The organism is Mesorhizobium sp. LSHC420B00, assembly GCF_000503055.1.
Classification (GTDB): domain Bacteria; phylum Pseudomonadota; class Alphaproteobacteria; order Rhizobiales; family Rhizobiaceae; genus Mesorhizobium.
Window position 1 is genome coordinate 192,069 of the sequence record NZ_AYVY01000006.1, and the last position, 18,166, is coordinate 210,234.

Here is an 18,166-nt window from a genome sequence, read left to right on the forward strand (position 1 = left end):
GTCCCTCACCTGCTGGAACGCGAAAAGAGCAATTTCCGCAGCGGCGCTTGCCTGCCGTCGGTCCTCGTGATGCGCACCACCTGTTGCTGCTTGGCGCCGAGGCGCAGTTCGGCCGCGGCGAAGAGGCGATCGACAATGTAATAGTTGCCGCGTATGCGGTAGTTGACGAGCTGGTTGTCCCCGTCAGCACCGACGATGAAGAGCGGCGGGGCCTCACCCTGATCGATGCGGCGCGGAAACTCGATATAGACCTTGCTGCCATCATCGAACGCGCGCGTCGGCCTCCAGGGCGGCATGTCGCCGGTAATCGAATAGCGGAAGCGAATATTTTCGAGAGCCACATTCGACGCCACTGGCATAGCGGCGTCGGCCTGCGCATCGCGCCGGCGTAGCGCGATAATCTGGTCCTCGCTGTAAGTCCAGGAGATTGCCGCCATGGCGGTCTTATCCGTGCTTTGAAGCTGCAGGTGATAGCTTCGCCGGTCCGTGGTGATCACCAGATTGGTGGCAAGTCCTGGCGCGAAGGGCTTCACCAGCACATGGGTGCGCTGGTCATCGCCGGAGCCACTGACGGTGTCGCCAATTACCCAGCGCACTGTATCGCCGGCCGACACGGATTGGAGTTTCTCGCCTGACTGCAGAGCGATATCGCTGACGCGCTCCGGTGCGGCATAGAGCTGGTAGAGCGCGCCTTCGGCAAAGGGGTAAACCTGCACCGCATTCACATAGCCATGTTTGGTGGGTTGCTGCGTCGCCGCCTTGTTGGCATCGGCGACACGTTCTTCAGGCGAGCGCCTGTCTTCAGCAGCCTTGCCCGGCTCGGGCTGCAACTGGCCGGGCAGCGGTAGCGGTTTCGGCACTTCCACGACCTTGACGGGCTTCTCCGGCGCCTTCTCAATCGCGGCCGGCTTGAAGTCAGCATGGTCATAGGAAATCTGCGGCGGCGGCACCGGCTTCGAGGCACAGGCCGAAAGTACCGCGGTCGACGCCAACAGGATCAGGACGGTGCGGAGCGATGGGGCTCTATTTGTCATTGGCGGGCTCCTTCGGGGAAACGATTGTCGGCGCGGCGCTGTCCAGCTCGCGCGACCAGTCGATGGCATTGATGAAGACGCCGAGCGGGTTTTTGCGCAGCTGATCGGTATTGTTCGGCGGCCGGATCACAATGGTGAGGATCCCGGTCCAACGCGTTGTGCTGGCGAGGCTGCCGCGCTCAAAGACCTGCTCGGTCCATTTGACTTGAAAGGAGTTGTCGGACGCTCGAACCACGCTCGTCACCTGCACCGAGACGCTGCGCGTGCCGATCTTGCCGAACGGGTCATTGGCCTTAGCGTACTCATTGAGAAAGAGGGCTGCACGGTCGGTGGCGAAGTCGTAGGCCGAGAGCCAATTCTGCCGCACCAGCACCGCATCGGTGGAGACGGAGCGGATATTCTGGATGAAATGGCCGAGATGCCAGGCAATCTGGGCATCGTCGGGCTCGTAGGTTTGGATTGCCGGCGCGACAGCCCGTGTTTCACCGAAGCGGTCGACCTCGACAACATAAGGCACGACGCGGCCCTGCATCGACTGCCACAAGAGTCCACCAGAGAGCCCGATGGCCAGAGCGAGGCAGCCAAAGGCCATCAGGCGCCAGTTCCTTGCCTGCACGCGCGCAGCGCCGATGCGCTCGTCCCAAAGTTGGGCGGCCTTCTGGTATGGTGTGACGGGGTGGGGCGTCTTCCCGTAACGCTGAACAGGTCGCTTGAAGAGCATCTAGTCTTCCTTATCGTTGAGAGAGGGGTTGGCCCCGCTTCCACCCCGATCGCCATCGCGGACGGCCTGCGTGGCGGCGTGGCGATGGGCGCGCGCGGTCTGTTGGGAACGCAAGCGCCTCGCCCACGCCGGCGCGGCATTGGCACCTGACGCGGCAGGGTTTCCGGTCATTGATGCGGTCGGCGTGCCGCCCGTCGCGGTCCAAGCGGCATCGCGGCCGGCATCGGCGCTGCGCCGGAATGGTTCTGTTGCAGATCGCATTCCCCGCATCGCGGCGCCGCCAGCTGCGCCGGCAACGCCCTGCAGTCCAGCAGCTACGCCGGCGAGGCCGGACTCGGGCGATGTTGCACGCCCCATCTGCCAAGCTGTGGAAGCAGCCGATCCCATGGCCGTGCCGGCTCGAACGGCGGCGAGACCGCCGCCGGTTGCCATGCGCGCGCCGGCAAGCGCCGCACCTCCGGCAACGAGCGTTGATCCGCCAGCCGCCGCGGTGGTTCCGAGTGCGGCTCCCGCGCCAAGCTGCGGCGCGCCCGAGACAAGACCCGAGGCAATTCCCGGCCCGAAAATGCCGAGCCCAAGCAGCGCCAGCGCACCCAGCACCTGAGACATGGCCGCGGCCAAGTCCGGCTCCTTGCCTTGCAGCGCGGAAGCGAACTCGCCGAAGAGCGTAGAGCCGATGCCTACGATGACAGCAAGCACCATGACCTTAATGCCGGACGAAATCACATTGCCGAGCACGCGCTCGGCCAGAAACGCCGAGCGGTTCCAGAGCGCGAAGGGCACCAGAACAAAACCGGCCAATGTGGTGAGTTTGAACTCCAGGATGGTGATGAAGAGCTGAATTGAAAGAATGAAGAAGGCGATGAGGACCAGAAACCAGGCGAGAAGCAGCACGAAGATGGTCAGCGCGTTGCCAAAGATCTCGGGGAAGCCGACTAGCTGGCTCGCTTGATTGAGCAGCGGCCAGGCGCCCTCGAAGCCGGCCGCGGCAATGCGGCCTGGCCGCAGGAGACTGTCGGCGGACAGATTGCCGGCCGATGCGTTGATGCCGAGCCCGGCAAAGGAATGGTAGATGATGTCGGCGAGGTTCTTAAAATTGTTCAGGATGAAGGCGAAGGCGCCGACATAGAGCACTTTTCGGACAAGCCGGCCAAGAACATTGGGCTCGCCGCCGAACGCCCAGACCAGGCCTGCCAGCGTGATGTCGATGCCGATCAGGATGGTGGTGAGAAAGGCGACGTCGCCCGAAAGCAGACCGAACCCGCTATCAATATAGCGGGTAAAAGTCTCCATGAAGCGATCAATGACGCCGAGGTCATTCATGTCGCCGCCTTCCTCGTTGTCTTGAAGAACTGCTGATCAGTTGCCGGGATAGGCCGTACCGGTGCCCAGGAAACGCTTCGTCGTCTCGCGGGCGGCTTCCTCGGACTGCGCCTTGCGGGCAGCATCTTCGGCTTCAGCCCGGAACTGGGTCGCGAGCAGCGTCTGAATCTGGATCTGCTGCTTGGTCGAAAGCGCGATCAGCTGATTGGTGGCCTGGCTTGCCTCAAGGGCACCTGCCGCGCCCTGACTGCGGTTGACGAGATCGGTAAGCAGGTCGCCGTCGGCCCGCACGTTCTCCACGATCTGCGACTGCGCGCTCATGGTTTGGCGGAACGCCTGCATGGCGTTTTGCCAGCGCTCGCGCGCGGCGCTCGCCACATCGCTGACCTTGATTGTGGCGTCGTAGCTTTCCGGATATTGCACACGCCACTGGTTCTGAAGCTTGTCGAGATCGAAGCTCAGGCCGCTGGCCTGGGTCATCAGGCCGTCGATCCGTTGGAGCGAGCCTGTGAGCTGGCCGACGGAAGAAAAATCCAAGCGCTGAAGATTCCGCGCCATGTTCTGCAGCATCGTCGCCTGGTTCTGAAGCGACTGGATCTGGTTGTTTATCTGCTCCAGGGAACGTGCCGCTGTCAGCACGTTCTGCGCATAATTCGACGGATCGAACACGATTAGGGCGTGGGCCGGCTGGACGTAGTCGGCCATCGGTTTTGCGATTAGGGAAACGGTGATCAGGCTGGTGAGAAGACGGCGCCGCATCATGACGATTGCTCCTTGTCTGGTTGAGGGAATTGCTGGAGAAGCTCGGCAGCCCAATCGAGGCCGCGCGCACTCAGGAACCGGGAAGCAAAGCTGTCCTGCCCGTGCTCTGACAGGACGCTGTCGATCAAAGCTTGCGTGGCCGGATCAGAGGCGCCGCAGAGCGCAAGAGCGATCGGGCCGAGCCCGAGCTCGAAGAGGCGGTTGCCGCGGCGCGACTGCAGATAATACTGGCGCTTCGGTGTGGCACGGGCGACCAATTCGATCTGCCGCTCGTTCAGGCCGAAGTGCTCATAGGCTGCCCGCGCCTGCGGTTCCACGGCACGGTCATTGGGGAGAAAAATGCGCTGTGGGCAGCTCTCGATGATCGCCGGCGCGATGGAAGAGCCAGCGATGTCTGCAAGTGACTGCGTGGCGAAAATGACGGAGACGTTCTTCTTTCGCAGCACCTTCAGCCATTCACGGATGCGGGCGGCAAAGAGAGGGTTGTCGAGATAGACCCACGCCTCGTCGAGCATCAGCAGCGTCGGCCGTCCGTCGAACCGCTCCTCGAGACGATGGAACAGATAGGTGAGCACCGGGAGCACAGCGCCTTGGCTGTGCATCAGCTCTTCGGTCTCGAAACACTGCACATCCGACAAAGCCAGCCGATCTTCATCGGCATCGAGCAGCCGGCCGAAGGGACCGTCGAGCGTGTAGGGCATCAACGCGGCCTTGAGCCCATTGGACTGAAGCAGAACCGACAAGCCCGTCAGCGTGCGTTCCTGCACCGGCGCAGTGGCAAGGCTGATGAGGGCCGACCAGATCGCCTCCTTTACCTCCGGCGTAACGGTGACATTCTCATGGGCAACGAGGCCGGCGATCCATTCCGCCGCCCAGCTGCGAGTAGCCTGGTCGCCGATATTGCTCAGTGGCTGGAAGGCAAGCGCACCATCCGCGCCCAGAGCGTGGTGTTCTCCGCCCATGGCCAGTGTTGCCGCACGAGCCGAATTGCCCTTGTCGAAGACATAGACCTGCGCCCCGGCATAGCGTCGAAACTGCAGAGCGACTAGCGCAAGCAGAACCGACTTGCCGGCACCGGTCGGACCAACGACCAGCATGTGGCCGACATCGCCGACGTGGGTGGAAAGCCGAAACGGTGTCGACCCGTTGGTCTCTGCGAAGAGAAGCGGCGGGGATTCGGTCCCAGTCACGTTGGTGAGATGCTCGTTATCCACCGGACCGGCCCACGCCGACGACAGCGGCATGACATGGGCAAGATTCAGCGTGTGAACGAGCGGCTGGCGAACGTTAGCGTAGACATGACCGGGCAACGAGCCGAGCCACGCCTCGACCGCATTGATGCTTTCACGGATCGTGGTGAAGCCGAGCCCATTGACTATGCGCTCAACCGCTCGGAGCTTTTCCGCGGCGGTCTGCCGGTCCTGGTCCCATACCGTCACCGTTGTGGTGAGATAGCCGAAGCCGACGTGATCGCCGCCCAATGCCTGAAGGGCGGCATCCGCATCGAGCGCCTTGTTGTCGGCGTCACTATCGACGAGGGGGACGGGTTCGTTGGTCACGACCTCGCGCAGGATGGCTGCGATCGATTTGCGCTTGGCAAACCACTGACGGCGCAACCGGGTCAGTGTCTTTGTGGCTTCCGTCTTGTCGAGCGGGATGAAGCGCGTCATCCAGCGGTAGGCGAAATCCTGATGGTTGAGCGCGTCGAGGATCCCTGGCCGGGTGACGTTCGGGAAACCAAGGATGGTGAGGGTGCACAGATGCTGCTCACCCAGCATCGGCTCCAGGCCGCCGGTAAGCGGCGCGTCAACCAGAACACCGTCGAGATACATTGGCGTTTCCGGCATGGCGACCGGATGGCGGTAGGTCGAGATTGTGCCGTGCAGATAGGTTAGCGTCTCGGCATCATCGAGGGCGCGCACTTCCGGCATGAAGCCGGACAGCAAATCCAGGACGCGGTCGGTCTCGTCGCGAAACCACGCCAGCTCCTGGCGCCAGTCTCTAGCCCCTCCCGAGTGATGCGAGTCGACCAGTGCGCTTTCCGCCCGCGCCTGGCCATCTGGCGCCGGCATGAAGACCAAGGTCAGATGATAGCGACTCTCGAAGTGCGCCACCTTGCCCTCGAAGGCCGCCCGCCGTTCCTCATCGACCAGCCATGAGGCAGCATCGGGAAAAGCCGAGCTCGGATAGCCCAGCGCTTCAATGCGCTCGGCCTCGAAAAACAACCCCCATCCGGAGCCCAACCTTCGTAGCGCATTGTTGGCTCGCGCGCAGATGCCGACCAACTCGGCTTCGGTCGCGCTTTCAAGGTCGGGGCCACGGAACCGGAGGGTTCGCTGGAAGCTACTGTCTTTATTGAGCACGATGCCGGGCGCGACCAAAGCGGCCCAGGGCAGATGGTCGGCAAGCCGATCGGCTTTGCCGCGATACTCCGAAAGGTTCAGCATGCAAGCCACCCCTTCAGGCGAAGATGACGGACAAGCACGCTGGCGAAGTCCGGATCGCGGCGAGCGGCAAAGACCGCGAGGGTGTGGCCGGTGATCCAGAGCGCCAGTCCGGCGATCCACTGCTGCAGGCCAAGGCCTATTGCCGCGGCCACCGTGCCGTTGAGGATCGCCACCGCTCGCGGCGCGCCGCCCAGCAGGATCGTCTCAGTCAATGCCCTGTGAACGGGGACTTCGAAACCCTCGATATGCTGCTCTCCGGTGGCCATCAGACGAGTGCCCCGCCGCCGAAGGAGAAGAAGGAGAGAAAGAAGCTCGATGCCGCGAAGGCGATCGACAGGCCGAAGACAATCTGGATCAGCCGGCGAAAACCGCCTGCCGTGTCACCGAAAGCAAGGGTCAGGCCGGTGGTGATGATGATGATCACCGCGACGATCTTGGCGACCGGTCCCTGCACCGACTCAAGGATCTGCTGCAGCGGCTGTTCCCAAGGCATGCCGGAGCCCGCTGCGTGGGCCGGGACGGTGAGAAGAAACGCGAGCGCGGTGGACGAAAGGAAGCGAAGCTTCTTGAGCATGAGGTGACCTTTCAAAACTGCTGGAGTTGCGGAAGCGTGAGCGGGGTGACGGCGTAATCACCGCTGCTGTCGAGACCGGTGACCTCAGCGATCGCGTCAATGCGGCGCGAGGATCCGCGCCCAGCGATGAAGACGATCAGATCTACCGCATCAGCGATGAGGCGGCGGGGAACGGTGACGACGGCTTCCTGGGCGAGCTGCTCGATACGGTAGAGAGCGGAACGCGCCGAATTGGCGTGAACCGTCGCGATGCCGCCGGGATGCCCGGTGTTCCATGCCTTCAGCATGTCCAGGGCTTCCGCGCCCCTGACTTCGCCCACGATGATGCGGTCGGGTCTGAGCCGCAGGGTCGAGCGCACGAGATCGGCGAGCGTGACCGACCCCCGCCTCGTCCTCAAGGCAACGCAATCCTTCGCCGCGCATTGCAGTTCGCGCGTGTCCTCGATCAGGATCACCCGCTCGTCGCAATCGGCGACTTGTGCCAGCAGCGCATTGGCAAGTGTTGTCTTGCCCGACGACGTGCCGCCGGCGACCAGGATGTTGCGCCGCTCACGGACCGCCTTCTTCAGCGCATCGGCCTGCGGCGGCAGCATGACCCGGTCGGCGACATAGTCGGCCAACGTGTAGAGTTTCGCCGCAGGCGTTCGGATGGCGAAGCATGGCCCCAGCACGACAGGCGGCAGCAGACCCTCGAAGCGCTCGCCCGATGGCAATTCGGCGCTGACAATCGGATTGTCAGCATGCGCCTCGGCGCGCACGTGGGAGGCGACCAGGCGGATGATGCGTTCGGCCTCAGAAGGATGCATGTGCACGCCGGTGTCGACCCGGCCTTCACCCAACCGGTCGAGCCGCAGCGCACCGTCGGGATTGACCATCACCTCAATGACGGTCGGATCGGCAAGGGCTTCGGTGATCGCCGGACCCATGGCGGTGCGCAGCATGACGCGGCGGCGATGGTCGGCTTCCGGATGAGAACTCATCCTTCCCCTCCCGTGCGATCGTCGGTGCCAAGTGACCGTTTCCCGGAAGCGATTTGGCGGCCGACCTGTTCGACGAATTTGTCGAAGCGCTCCTGGGCAATCGCTTGCGTGGCCCTGTCCGGCACCGGCGTGTGAGCATGAAGCGTGATCGAAAAGCGGATGAAGAGCGCCAGGCTCTCCAGGATCATCTCGACATCGCGCCTGACATGTCCGAGGTCGCGGGAAAGACGGTCGAGCCTCTTGCCGTAGCGCTGGTCGAGTTCATTCTCCCCACGCCGCTCGATAAAGGTCTCGACCGCGTGCGCCACAATGGCCGATTTGGTGGTCGATGGATTGCGGCTGAGGTTCTCCAGCTTCTCGCTCAACTCGGGTTCAAGCAAAAACTGGTGACGAATGCGGTGGGGCTTCATGCTGCTCGTTCCCTCTGACCGGCGCTGATGCACCGGCGACGGGAACGAGCATCGTCGAGATCCTCGAAATCGCTTACGGCCGTTATCTACGCTGAGATGCGCCCGCGTATGGCGCGCCGTTCAGAAGCCGGGCACGATGTCCTTGTCGTCGCCCATTCTCTCATTGAGGCCGTACGCACGTGCCGCGGTGGAAATCCGATCCATGACGCGCTTGTCGGCGAGCGTCTCGCAGTCATCGTCTGCGGGCGTGAACAGATCGCCCTGATCAGGCTCCTGGGCGACGAGGGTCCGTTCTTCGCGCAGGCCCGGATGGCGCTGCTGCTGGACACCTCCGTCTTCGATTGCCGCGCCGGCACTGTCGTCATCGCCAGCAAGACGCCGATCCACGCCGCGCACCTGTCCGCTCCAATCGTCCGGGCGCGACGTGGGCCGATCCGCGTAGGCACCGTCGCGCAGCACCGGCGAAGGCAGCACTCGCTTCGTGAAATTCGGATCCTGGTAATAACGCAACTTCTTGGCGCGAATCGGCGGCAATCCCGAAACCAGGATTAGTTGGTCAGCCTGCGGCAACTGCATCACCTCACCCGGCGTCAGCAGGGGGCGAGCGGTCTCTTGGCGGCTTACCATGACGTGGGACAACCAGGGCGCCAACCGATGGCCGGCATAGTTGCGCATCGATCTGAGTTCCGTCGCGGTACCGAGCGCGTCCGAGATGCGTTTGGCCGTGCGCTCGTCATTTGAGGAAAAGGCAATCCGCACATGGCAATTGTCGAGAATGGCGTTGTTCTCGCCATAGGCCTTGGAGATTTGGTTCAATGATTGCGCGATCAGATAAGCGCGGATGCCATAGCCTGCCATGAAGGCGAGCGCAGTCTCGAAGAAGTCGAGCCGACCGAGCGCCGGGAATTCATCCAGCATCATCAGGAGCTGATGCTTGCGGCTCTTCTTTGGATCGCCCTCCAGGCGCTCGGTCAGCCGCCGGCCGATTTGATTGAGCACCAATCGCACCAGGGGCTTAGTGCGCGAGATATCCGACGGCGGCACGACCAGATACAGCGACATCGGTCGCTCGGCATCCACAAGGTCGGCAATGCGCCAGTCGCAGGCCGATGTTGCCGCGGCCACCCTTGGATCACGATAGAGCCCGAGAAACGACATGGCGGTCGAGAGAACGCCTGAGCGCTCGTTCTCTGACTTGTTCAGCACCTCACGAGCCGCCGAGGCCACGACCGGATGGACCTGAGGCTTGTCCACCGTGCCGAGGTGGTTTGTGGTCATCATCCGCTGCAGTGTCGCAGCGAATGAGCGTTGCGGGTCCGACAGGAAGGTGGCGACACGGGCGAGTGTCTTTTCCTCTTCGGCGTAGAGCACGTGCAAGATGGCGCCAACTAGAAGTGAATGACTGGTCTTCTCCCAATGGTTCCGCCGCTCCAGCGCGCCTTCCGGATCGACGAGAATGTCGGCGATGTTCTGAACGTCGCGGACCTCATCTGGACCTTTGCGCACTTCCAGCAGCGGGTTGTACCGCGCCGATCTCGGATCGGTCGGATTGAACAAGAGACAGTGCGAGAACTTCGACCTCCAGCCAGAGGTCAGCTGCCAGTTCTCGCCTTTGATGTCGTGAATGACGGCCGAGCCGGTCCAGGAAAGAAGGGTTGGAACAACGAGTCCGACGCCCTTGCCCGAACGTGTCGGCGCAAAGGCCATGACGTGTTCCGGTCCGTCATGGCGCAGATAGCGATAATTCAGTCCGCCAAGGAAAACGCCGGCCGGCTGAAACAGCCCCGCCTTCTCGATTTCCAGCTTCATGGCCCATCGTGAGGACCCATAGGTGGTGACCAACCCCCGCTGCCGTGCGCGCCAGAGGGACCCAGCTATCGCGGCGGCACAGCCCAGGAACCCACTGGCTCCGGCAAGTATGCCAGCCTTGTCAAAGACCTCAGGCGCATAGGCGTCAAATTGGAACCACCATTCGAACAGTTTCCACGGCTGGTAGATCGGCCAGCCGACTGTCACAAACCATGGCGCGCCGAGTGGCGGCTGATAGGAGAGCATGTGGGCGCACCATTGGGTTGCAGTCCACACGCCAAGAATGACAATTGCGAATACGACAGCGATCTGCCCAATCAGCAACTTCGTGGGTGTCAATGGCTTGCTCCGCTCTTCTGGCCAGACGGACCAAACATCGCGCCGAGCGATGAGAATTCGAACGGCCGCTACGTGCGACTAGGTGCGATGACAAGGTTGATAGGCATTGTTCAGCTGCGAACAGCGAAAATCCCCCGCAGCAACCGATCGGCGGTGCCAGGTACGCGGTTTGGTCGCAGAAGATGTTGGGGCTTCAGGCGCGGGCACATTGAAGATGTGCTGACAGACAAACCTTTGGAGCCGACGCGTTTGTGCGAGTAGCGAGCTGAAGGGCTCGGCGAGAAGTCGTCGTTCTCAATCGGGCGACGGGGGGATACATCGGCGAAGACGGCATAAGGGAGGATGGGCCAGACCGAGCCGACGGAATGGGCGTAGCCAAGGCCTTGGAGCGCATAGCGCCTGGCCGGGAGGCCGCCGCCCGTCAGACTTACGCGGCGCGTCGTTGAGCGAGGTGGAGACCCGAACGGGCTCCACGAGGGTCCACGGCGGTCACAATGTTGTGGTGGTGATCGCAGTAGACGCGATCCGGCGAAGTTGGCCCAGCACAAAAACGATAACCGCCGGGTACAGAAGCGTCTTCGCTCACCGGGAAGCGGCACTGATAGAGGCCTAGCTGAATGAGGGGGACATCTCTCGAAGTTGGTCTGATATTTTCAGGCATGATGGTTTCCTAGTTCGTAGCAATTACCAGCTGACGGCCGCAGTGCGACCCGTCGGGGGACGAGCTTCTCTCGTTTTGGAGGGCTATGGGTCACCATATGGTGTTGGTAGCACCATCAATGAAGCCCTACGCCCTGCTTCTGAAGCCAATAGTTTGCGACTTAAGGCCACACGCGCGAACGCATTAGCAATCTACCATCGTTTCCCCGAGGCACTCGCCCGCCGCGGTTTGCCGGCGGCGGGGTGGCACTGGCTTGTGGGGCCCTAGGCCCACTCGCGGCGCTCGCACTCGATCTCGGTGCGGGTTTCCCTTGTCTCATCGCCCTGTCAGCGCCTTGCAAATGAGCGAAACCAAGCTGTCGCGCGCTCGCTCGTGGAGTGCACCTTTCGGCCGCCATGCAAGGAAATCATCAACGCTCATCCAATCAGCCGGGTTTGTGTCGGCGTCTGGCTGGCTGAATTCCACATACAGATGCAGTTCGTCCGGCACGAAGACGACCCTCCACGATNCTTCAAAGCCAAGCCCGCGCACCGTCACCGATAAGAGCTTTAGCTATCGCGTTGGGGGCATCATCGCGGCGCCTTCGGAACGTCGAATAGGCCCACCCGCGGCGTTCACACTCGATCTCGGCGCGGGTCTTCGCTTGTCTCCTCGCCCTGTCAGCGCCCTGCAAATGAGCGAAACCAAGCTGTCGCGCGCTCGCTTGTGGAGTGCGCCTTTCGGCCGCCATGCAAGGAAATCATCAACGCTCATCCAATCAACCGGGTTTGTGTCGGCGTCTGGCTGGCTGAATTCCACATACAGATGCAGTTCGTCCGGCACGAAGACGACCCTCCACAATCCTTTGATGTCATTGGCAAGGTTGTAGGCGANATACAGATGCAGTTCGTCCGGCACGAAGACGACCCTCCACAATCCTTTGATGTCATTGGCAAGGTTGTAGGCGAGGACGGTCATGGCGGGGCACTCCTTTCGCCGTGGAGCGTGCCTATCTCACGGGAAAATTCCATCACCAGAAGTTAGTATTGACGCTCGCGCTTTCTCAGAAATCCAACGTCCGCGTGATGCCGAAAGGTGCAGCCAGGTTTTGTGTATCTAGATTGGGAACACGGGACCGCCGCGAAAGTTCGGTGCACCCAGCGAATCCTCCCCCTCCAGGTATTGCTGCAGATCGGTATCCCGATCGGCCNCCGCCGCGAAAGTTCGGTGCACCCAGCGAATCCTCCCCCTCCAGGTATTGCTGCAGATCGGTATCCCGATCGGCCCGCGCTCCCCGCAAGGGCGCGGGCCTCGGCCTGTGGTGCTCATGCCATCTACATCGATCCGCAAGATGGAATATGATCTGGATAGAAGGACGTGGTTCGTCGCCAGCGGCAAGCGGTACGAGTTTGAGGGGGTACCGCCGGAAACCTTTGCCGCGTTCCGGGCCGCGTTCGCCAAGGGCCGCTATTTCAACGAGCACATCCGCAACAATTTCCGCTACCGTCTGGTTGCGAGCGATAGCGACCCGGGATGACCTGACCTGCCGGCGGGTCAATCGTCCTGTCGCTCCAACCGGCGGTTGGTGGACGCGTTGCCGCTGTTGCGCTTAGGGTTGGTTACGGTCCGCGCTCACTTGGCAAGCCCAACCCCCCCGCATCCCCCCGCCTGGTGCAAAGCGTTTGATCGGTCCCGCCGTTCTGGCAGTGCGGCGGGACTTTTTNTTTTTGCGGTCCAGGTGGAACATCGGCGCGCGGGGAAGGCGCGGTGCACGCAGCACCCTTTTCTCATCCAACGTACGTCGCTGGCGCTGAAGGGTCTCAACGTCGGTTTGCCGCCGGAGCTCAACTAGTGGACTATTGCTCGACCGGAAGCGGCTCGTGCTGCGGCTCAGCGTGGTGGAACACCTGTCCAAGATCGCGCGCGTCGAACGTTTGGCCGCAGACTGGGCAGTAGATAAAGTGCTTCGATTCGTCCTCTACCGGCCCGTCATGCGGCCTGCCCTTATAGCCTGTGGCGATGTTGTCGGTTCTAATCCGGGGCATCGACAAGTGCCTTTGGTCGTTTTGGCGGCCGATATTTCTCGCTTGTCACGGTCGACCGTGACTAGTGGCCCGAGGTCGACCGTCGGTGTCCTCGTCGATGCGCGTGACCTCGCCTTTCAGGTCAATTTGCTGGCCTCGGTTCACCTTGGTGTGGTCGATGATGGAATGTGGGAACTCGTAACCTGGGATAGAGACGCTTACGCGGTCCTCTGTTATCCGCCTTCGAACCGTGGCAGTAATCGCCACTTGGTCACCAATGCCTATTCCCCGAGCCATGCCATGGATTCTGGTGCGGGCAGTGTCTTCTTCAAGAGGCTTCTAATATACGCCAGCCATCCTAAGGCTGAAGCAATGTCGGATTGGATGTGTCGCAGCGAGAGACCAGCGTTTGCGTCGACGATGATGCTGGAAGGCCTATCTTCCAAGGGAAGGTGAAGTCCGATCCGGGAGCACTGACCGAGTTGCTCCGCAAACGGGCACCTCACGCCGAGCGCATCCGATTCGAGACGGGCCATGTCCAGCTGGCTCTGGCATGAGCTCAAGCGGGTCGGATTGCCGGTCGTCTGCATTGATGCTCGGCATGCGAAGGCGGCACTTCAGTTCGAATGAACAAAAGTGATGAGAACGATGCCCGCGGCCTGGCCGAGCTGGTTCACGTCGGTTGGTATCGGGAAGTGAAGGTCAAAAGCGCGGAGAGTCAGGCCACCAGATCCATGCTCGTCGCACGGTCAAGACTTGTTGAGATCCGGCGCGATCTCGAAAACCAGACACGGTCCATGCTGAAGGAATACGGGCTGCAGTTCAGTCGATCGATTGGGTCACAGTTCCGGCGAAAGGTTTGGGAGCTGGTTGCTGACGGGCATCCGCTTCGGTCGTTGGTTCAGGCCCTTCTATCTGTCCACGAGCAGGTCTGCTGTGAACAGGAGAAGCTCGATCGGCAAGTCCGGCATCTCGCTCGTGAAGACGACGGCGAAACGGATATCAATGGCCGCGTCTCACGCTGGGACGATCGACTGTTGCGAACCTATCTCTACGAAGCAGCCAGTGTCCTCCTGCACCGGACGAAGAAATGGTCCACGCTGAAAGCCTGGGGGATGCGTCTGTCGAGGCGGATCGGCTTGAAGAAGGCAAAGGTGGCGGTCGCACGGAAGATCGCGGTTCTGCTTCATTGCATTTGGGTCGACGGCACCAGCTTCGAGTGGGGCAGCGAAAAGATGGCGTAACAGATCCGCACTCGATCCCAATCGCGGGCCCTTTGCGGAACTCGTGATGTCCCCCGCCGGGACGGTGGTTGCGGCGACCTCGGTCAAACGGCTGACAGCAGTTCATCTGCATCTCGTTGGAAACGTTGAGGCGCCCGACCCGAACATCATCATGAGGCACTCGACCTCGGAAAGGACCATGACCCCGGCGATGGCAGTGCGAGATCCGGATTGACAACCACCCGCAATTAAAGGGCCGTTTGACAGGCGGAGCTCGCCGAATGGCCACAACAGCTAAGATTGACGCGTTTGGCGGCTCGCGTGCAATCGTAAGCACTGTTCACGTTGCAGATGTGGCCGGCAGTTTACTTGCTCTTTTGCGCTTCCGCTGCGAGCAAGGCTTGTCCCGCCAGTTCCGCGTGCAGCGTGCGCGCCATATCGAGGTGCTCGAGCACCTTTGGTAGGTTGTCTGAGGCGAAGTGCTGGAGCTCTGGATCTTCGCCGGAGCCAATCTCCCAAGCCAGAAGCTGCGCTGTTTTCTGGTGGTCGAGGATCTGCGCAGCCAGATAAGCAAGATCGAACGCGACGCCGTCCTGCTTTTCGAGATCAGCGCGGATTTTCTTATGATCAGGGTCGAGCTCTTCGGGAAGCGGAATCTCGCTCTTGTCCGCGACGGATTTCAGCTGTTTATTTGCCTCGTCGTGATCTTCGACCATTCGATTTGCAAATGCGCTCACCCCATCATGGCTTGTCTTTTCGGCCGCGAGCCGACCCAGTTCCACCTCGGCCCTGCCGCCAGCCGTGACCAGCTGGGCGAAAAGCCGATCCTGATAATTCGTCTGGTTCGGCGCTGGAACTCCGGGCTTCTCCATCCTCGTGTCGGGAGCAAGGCCGGCCGGATTGCCGATCTGCGCCATCGCACAACAAGGCGACAGCCCCACGGCGAAGGTGATTGCGGCAGCACGCATGAGTGTCCTCCATTCCGCGCCGAAGGCGGGCCCCCGGCAGCGGCTCTTTCGCTCGTTCAGAGAGTGAGCAGGTAAGCCACGAGTGAATCCTTTTCCGGCTGGTCAAGCTTCGTTCCGAGCACCAAGTTGAAGAACTCAACGGTATCGCCAAGCGTCATTAGGCGGCCGTCATGCAGATAGGGCGGAGAATCCTTGATCCCGCGCAGTGTGAAGGTCTTTATCGGCCCATCCGGTATGGCGACCTGGTCGTTGAAGGTCTCGCCGATCTTGTAGAACCGCTCGAGCTTCAGGTCGTGCATGTTGTTGTCCATGAATGACAACCCTGGAACATGACACTCGGCGCAGCGGCCCTTGCCCATGAACACCTGCTCGCCCTTGAGCTCCTGCGCACTTGCGGTGGCCGGGTCAAGCCGCCCGAACGGGTCGAGCTTCGGCGCCGGCGGAAAATCGATGATATTCTGCATCTGCGCCATCATCGCCACCTGGTTCGTGCGGTCGGGCAGATTCACCCCTTTGCGGGTGGCGCTCACGTGATCGCCGTTGAAGTAGGCGGTGCGCTGCTCGAATTCCGTGAAGTCCTCGACTGAGCGCAGCGAGCGCTTGGAGCCATGAATCTGCTGATTGAACAGGCCGCGTAGGCTGGTTGTGTCGAGCCGAAAGCGCTCGGCTTGTGGCCGGACGTCCGGCGTCAGGTGAAAGGCTGCGTTGGTATGGAAATTCGCATGGCAGTCGAGGCATGCCACACCCATGCTTTGCATCGCGACCTTTCTGTCCTCGGTCTGATTGAATTCCTCCTGCGGGAAGGGCGTCAGCAACAGACGCAGTCCTTCCATTTGTACGGGTGTGATGATGCCGTTCATATATTCGTAGAAGTTGCGGATCGTCAGCAGATCACCGCGCGACACATCCCCCAGTTCGGGATGCGTGGTGAGGAATATCGGAGGTGGAAATTCCGGCGTAAGATAGTCGGGCAGGTCGAAATCGACGTCGAAGCGCCGCAGATCGCGCCCTTCATCGGCGCCGATCTCTCTGATCTGGTTTTCCGGAAAGACCTGGCCTCCGGTCGCCTGCTTGACGTGCGGCAGCGGCAGGAAGCCGTTCGGCAACAAACCACGGTCGCGGATTTCTTGGGGAGTCTTGGCGGCCAGGCTGTCCCAGGTCTCGCCTGCCGGGAGTTTGACCCTGACGCCCTCCTGCACCACTTTCCGGCCGCCCGACATCATGACGCCCCGCATCGGCCGGTCCGCCAGGTTGTAACGGCTTTCGAGCAACTTGCGCTGCCGCTCGATCACGGCGGGTTTTTGCGCTTCGTCATTCTCCTTCACCGCAGAAAAGGGCAGGCTTGGCAATGGACGATAGGTCAGATCTGGCGGCAGCGGATCGGAAGCAGCGGTAAGCGTGACCGCGGCGGCGCCAAGCAGCGCCGGCAAGCCAAGGTTGAAGACACGTGACATATCCCCTCCCAAGATTATGAAAGTCTCAATACGAACAGACCGCCCCAACTCCCACGTGCGATGTTTGTTCCCGTGACTCCAACCAAACCGGACCGCGTCGTTGATGAGCTCGGGCGAGCCGCCGTGATACTAAGACGACTGGAATTGCAGAGCGGTAATCCTCCTTGACCAAGGCCAACGCAACGGCTGGTTCGTGTCGAGCTTCATCACGACGTTTGCAGTCATTTCTGGGATATTGGCCGCGGCGATCCGACCGTCGAAATACGCCTGCTGTTCACTCGCCAATTTGGTGCATGTTTCTTGGTTATGATGGCAGTCGGCGCCGTCATGTTCAGCACAACGCAGATCATGCCACAGCTGCAACAAACGGCATTGGCCTACACAGGGGACGCTGTCGGGCCTCTCGATAATGCCGGGCGGCATCGCCATGCTGCGGGTATGTGGTGGCTACGTTCGCCCTATGGCATATGACGTCGCTCACCCCGACGCCAGCTACTACTTTTTGCCTTTTGGGCGCGTCTTCCTGATGATCGGACTGCGTTCCTGATCATCCCTATTTCGACCGCGGCTTACGTCGGTCTCCCTGCGCAAAGACCAATCAGGCGTCAGCGCTGATCAACGTCGCCCGCAACATCGGCGGCTCGCGCCTCGATTTCGCTGGTGGCGGCGGAGGAACTCGGTATCCCCTATGAGCAGGTCAAGGCGGTGGTCGCCGATACCTCCAGCCTCGGCTACAACGATATGACGGACGGCAGCCGCGGCGCCTTCTCGTCTTCGATGGCGGCGATCTCCGCCGCCCGCAGCGCCATCAAGATCCTGCGGGACCGCGCCACGCAGACGTGGGACATCCCGGTCGACGACCTGGCCTGGGAAAAGGGCCACGCGATCGCCAGGGGCGCGACGCACGGCAACCTTTCGCCGCTGTCGCTGGAGGACGCCGCGTCGGGGAGACCGGCGGACCGATCGCCGGCCACAGTGAGCTCGTCGCCCACGGCGCCGGCGTCTCCTTCGCCACCCACATCTGCCATATCGAGGTGGATTCCGAGACCGGCTCGTGGCCTGCGGCTCGGTCGTCCTCGTCATGTTGTCGGTCTATGCCTAACCCGGCCCTGTAGTCCTCGATCACGCCGTGGACCGTCGCCGGATCGTGGATCGAGGCGAGAAATCAGCGTAAGCCTCCGCGCCCATCTCCGCGGGATCACCGCCGTATCATGCGTCTGGATTGGCAAGGATAGCCTGCTCCGGCTTTGGCTGAGCGAAGAAGAACCAATGCCACCAAGCCGATGCGAACCGAGCGTCACATCGCGCCAGCGCATGCCGATCGGAATGGCTTGCCGGCTGACGGATGCCGGATGATCCATTGCTGTCCGAAATGCGGTGTACGCCCCACGGTCCTGACCCGCAAGTCCGAAGCGATCGAAGCCCAGATAGTACATAAGGGCTAAGCAATCGCGGGCA

Annotated in this window: 15 protein-coding genes and 2 pseudogenes; 4 read left to right on the forward strand and 13 right to left on the reverse strand. The window is 61.7% G+C overall.

Going from position 1 to position 18,166, the window contains the following annotated elements; translation table 11 throughout:
* Positions 1–5: 5 nt before the first annotated feature.
* The 11 genes from trbG to X760_RS52235 form a co-directional block, all read right to left on the reverse strand.
* Entirely contained in the window at positions 6–1,034 is a 1,029-nt protein-coding gene (trbG, locus tag X760_RS52185; protein ID WP_023718717.1) for a P-type conjugative transfer protein TrbG, read from the reverse strand.
* On the reverse strand, positions 1,024–1,755 hold the full coding sequence (gene trbF, locus X760_RS52190) for a conjugal transfer protein TrbF (RefSeq protein WP_031193931.1): 732 nt from the start codon (positions 1,753–1,755) through the stop codon (positions 1,024–1,026). The genes trbG and trbF overlap by 11 nt, the downstream gene beginning before the upstream one ends.
* Positions 1,756–3,078, reverse strand: coding sequence for a P-type conjugative transfer protein TrbL (gene trbL / locus X760_RS52195; protein WP_023718719.1), 1,323 nt, complete (start codon positions 3,076–3,078; stop codon positions 1,756–1,758).
* A 36-nt stretch (positions 3,079–3,114) separates the two neighbouring features.
* Complete coding sequence (trbJ, locus tag X760_RS52200; protein ID WP_023718720.1) at positions 3,115–3,840, reverse strand: P-type conjugative transfer protein TrbJ; 726 nt, start codon at positions 3,838–3,840, stop codon at positions 3,115–3,117.
* Positions 3,837–6,287, reverse strand: a complete 2,451-nt coding sequence (gene trbE / locus X760_RS52205; protein ID WP_023718721.1) for a conjugal transfer protein TrbE — start codon at positions 6,285–6,287, stop codon at positions 3,837–3,839. The genes trbJ and trbE overlap by 4 nt, the downstream gene beginning before the upstream one ends.
* Positions 6,281–6,553 carry a VirB3 family type IV secretion system protein gene (locus tag X760_RS52210; protein ID WP_023718722.1) on the reverse strand — a complete coding sequence of 91 codons (273 nt, stop codon included), beginning with the start codon at positions 6,551–6,553 and terminating at the stop codon, positions 6,281–6,283. The genes trbE and X760_RS52210 overlap by 7 nt, the downstream gene beginning before the upstream one ends.
* Positions 6,553–6,861, reverse strand: a complete 309-nt coding sequence (locus tag X760_RS52215; RefSeq protein WP_023680310.1) for a TrbC/VirB2 family protein — start codon at positions 6,859–6,861, stop codon at positions 6,553–6,555. The genes X760_RS52210 and X760_RS52215 overlap by 1 nt, the downstream gene beginning before the upstream one ends.
* Positions 6,862–6,872: 11 nt before the next feature.
* Positions 6,873–7,841, reverse strand: a complete 969-nt coding sequence (gene trbB / locus X760_RS52220; protein WP_023718723.1) for a P-type conjugative transfer ATPase TrbB — start codon at positions 7,839–7,841, stop codon at positions 6,873–6,875.
* The gene (locus X760_RS52225; protein ID WP_031193934.1) at positions 7,838–8,251 is read right to left on the reverse strand and encodes a CopG family transcriptional regulator; all 414 of its coding nucleotides are present in this window, start codon (positions 8,249–8,251) and stop codon (positions 7,838–7,840) included. Before X760_RS52225 ends, trbB begins: the two co-directional genes overlap by 4 nt.
* A 120-nt stretch (positions 8,252–8,371) precedes the next feature.
* Positions 8,372–10,399: a conjugal transfer protein TraG gene (locus X760_RS52230; protein WP_031193936.1), complete on the reverse strand. Its 2,028-nt coding sequence runs from the start codon at positions 10,397–10,399 to the stop codon at positions 8,372–8,374.
* 976 nt (positions 10,400–11,375) lie between these two features.
* Positions 11,376–11,549, reverse strand: coding sequence for a hypothetical protein (locus X760_RS52235; protein WP_156948060.1), 174 nt, complete (start codon positions 11,547–11,549; stop codon positions 11,376–11,378).
* A gap of 817 nt (positions 11,550–12,366) precedes the next feature.
* Between X760_RS52235 and X760_RS52245 the strand changes: the two genes are divergently transcribed.
* The 3 genes and pseudogenes from X760_RS52245 to X760_RS52255 all read left to right on the forward strand — a co-directional run bounded on the left by X760_RS52245 (position 12,367) and on the right by X760_RS52255 (position 14,307).
* A complete protein-coding gene (locus tag X760_RS52245; RefSeq protein ID WP_036244607.1) occupies positions 12,367–12,576 on the forward strand; it encodes a KTSC domain-containing protein in 210 nt (69 codons plus the stop codon).
* A 343-nt stretch (positions 12,577–12,919) separates the two neighbouring features.
* The gene (locus X760_RS79085) at positions 12,920–13,519 is read left to right on the forward strand and encodes a hypothetical protein (RefSeq protein ID WP_198030478.1); all 600 of its coding nucleotides are present in this window, start codon (positions 12,920–12,922) and stop codon (positions 13,517–13,519) included.
* Positions 13,444–14,307, forward strand: a pseudogene (locus X760_RS52255) (transposase). Before X760_RS79085 ends, X760_RS52255 begins: the two are co-directional and overlap by 76 nt.
* Before the next feature lie 344 nt (positions 14,308–14,651).
* Here X760_RS52255 and X760_RS52260 read toward each other — a convergent pair.
* Positions 14,652–15,254: a DUF4142 domain-containing protein gene (locus X760_RS52260; protein ID WP_031193942.1), complete on the reverse strand. Its 603-nt coding sequence runs from the start codon at positions 15,252–15,254 to the stop codon at positions 14,652–14,654.
* Between the two features lie 56 nt (positions 15,255–15,310).
* The gene (locus tag X760_RS52265) at positions 15,311–16,708 is read right to left on the reverse strand and encodes a cytochrome b6 (protein WP_023718734.1); all 1,398 of its coding nucleotides are present in this window, start codon (positions 16,706–16,708) and stop codon (positions 15,311–15,313) included.
* A 639-nt stretch (positions 16,709–17,347) separates the two neighbouring features.
* Here X760_RS52265 and X760_RS74625 point away from each other — a divergent pair.
* Positions 17,348–17,763, forward strand: a pseudogene (locus X760_RS74625) (molybdopterin cofactor-binding domain-containing protein); the annotation flags it as partial.
* Positions 17,764–18,166: the final 403 nt, after the last annotated feature.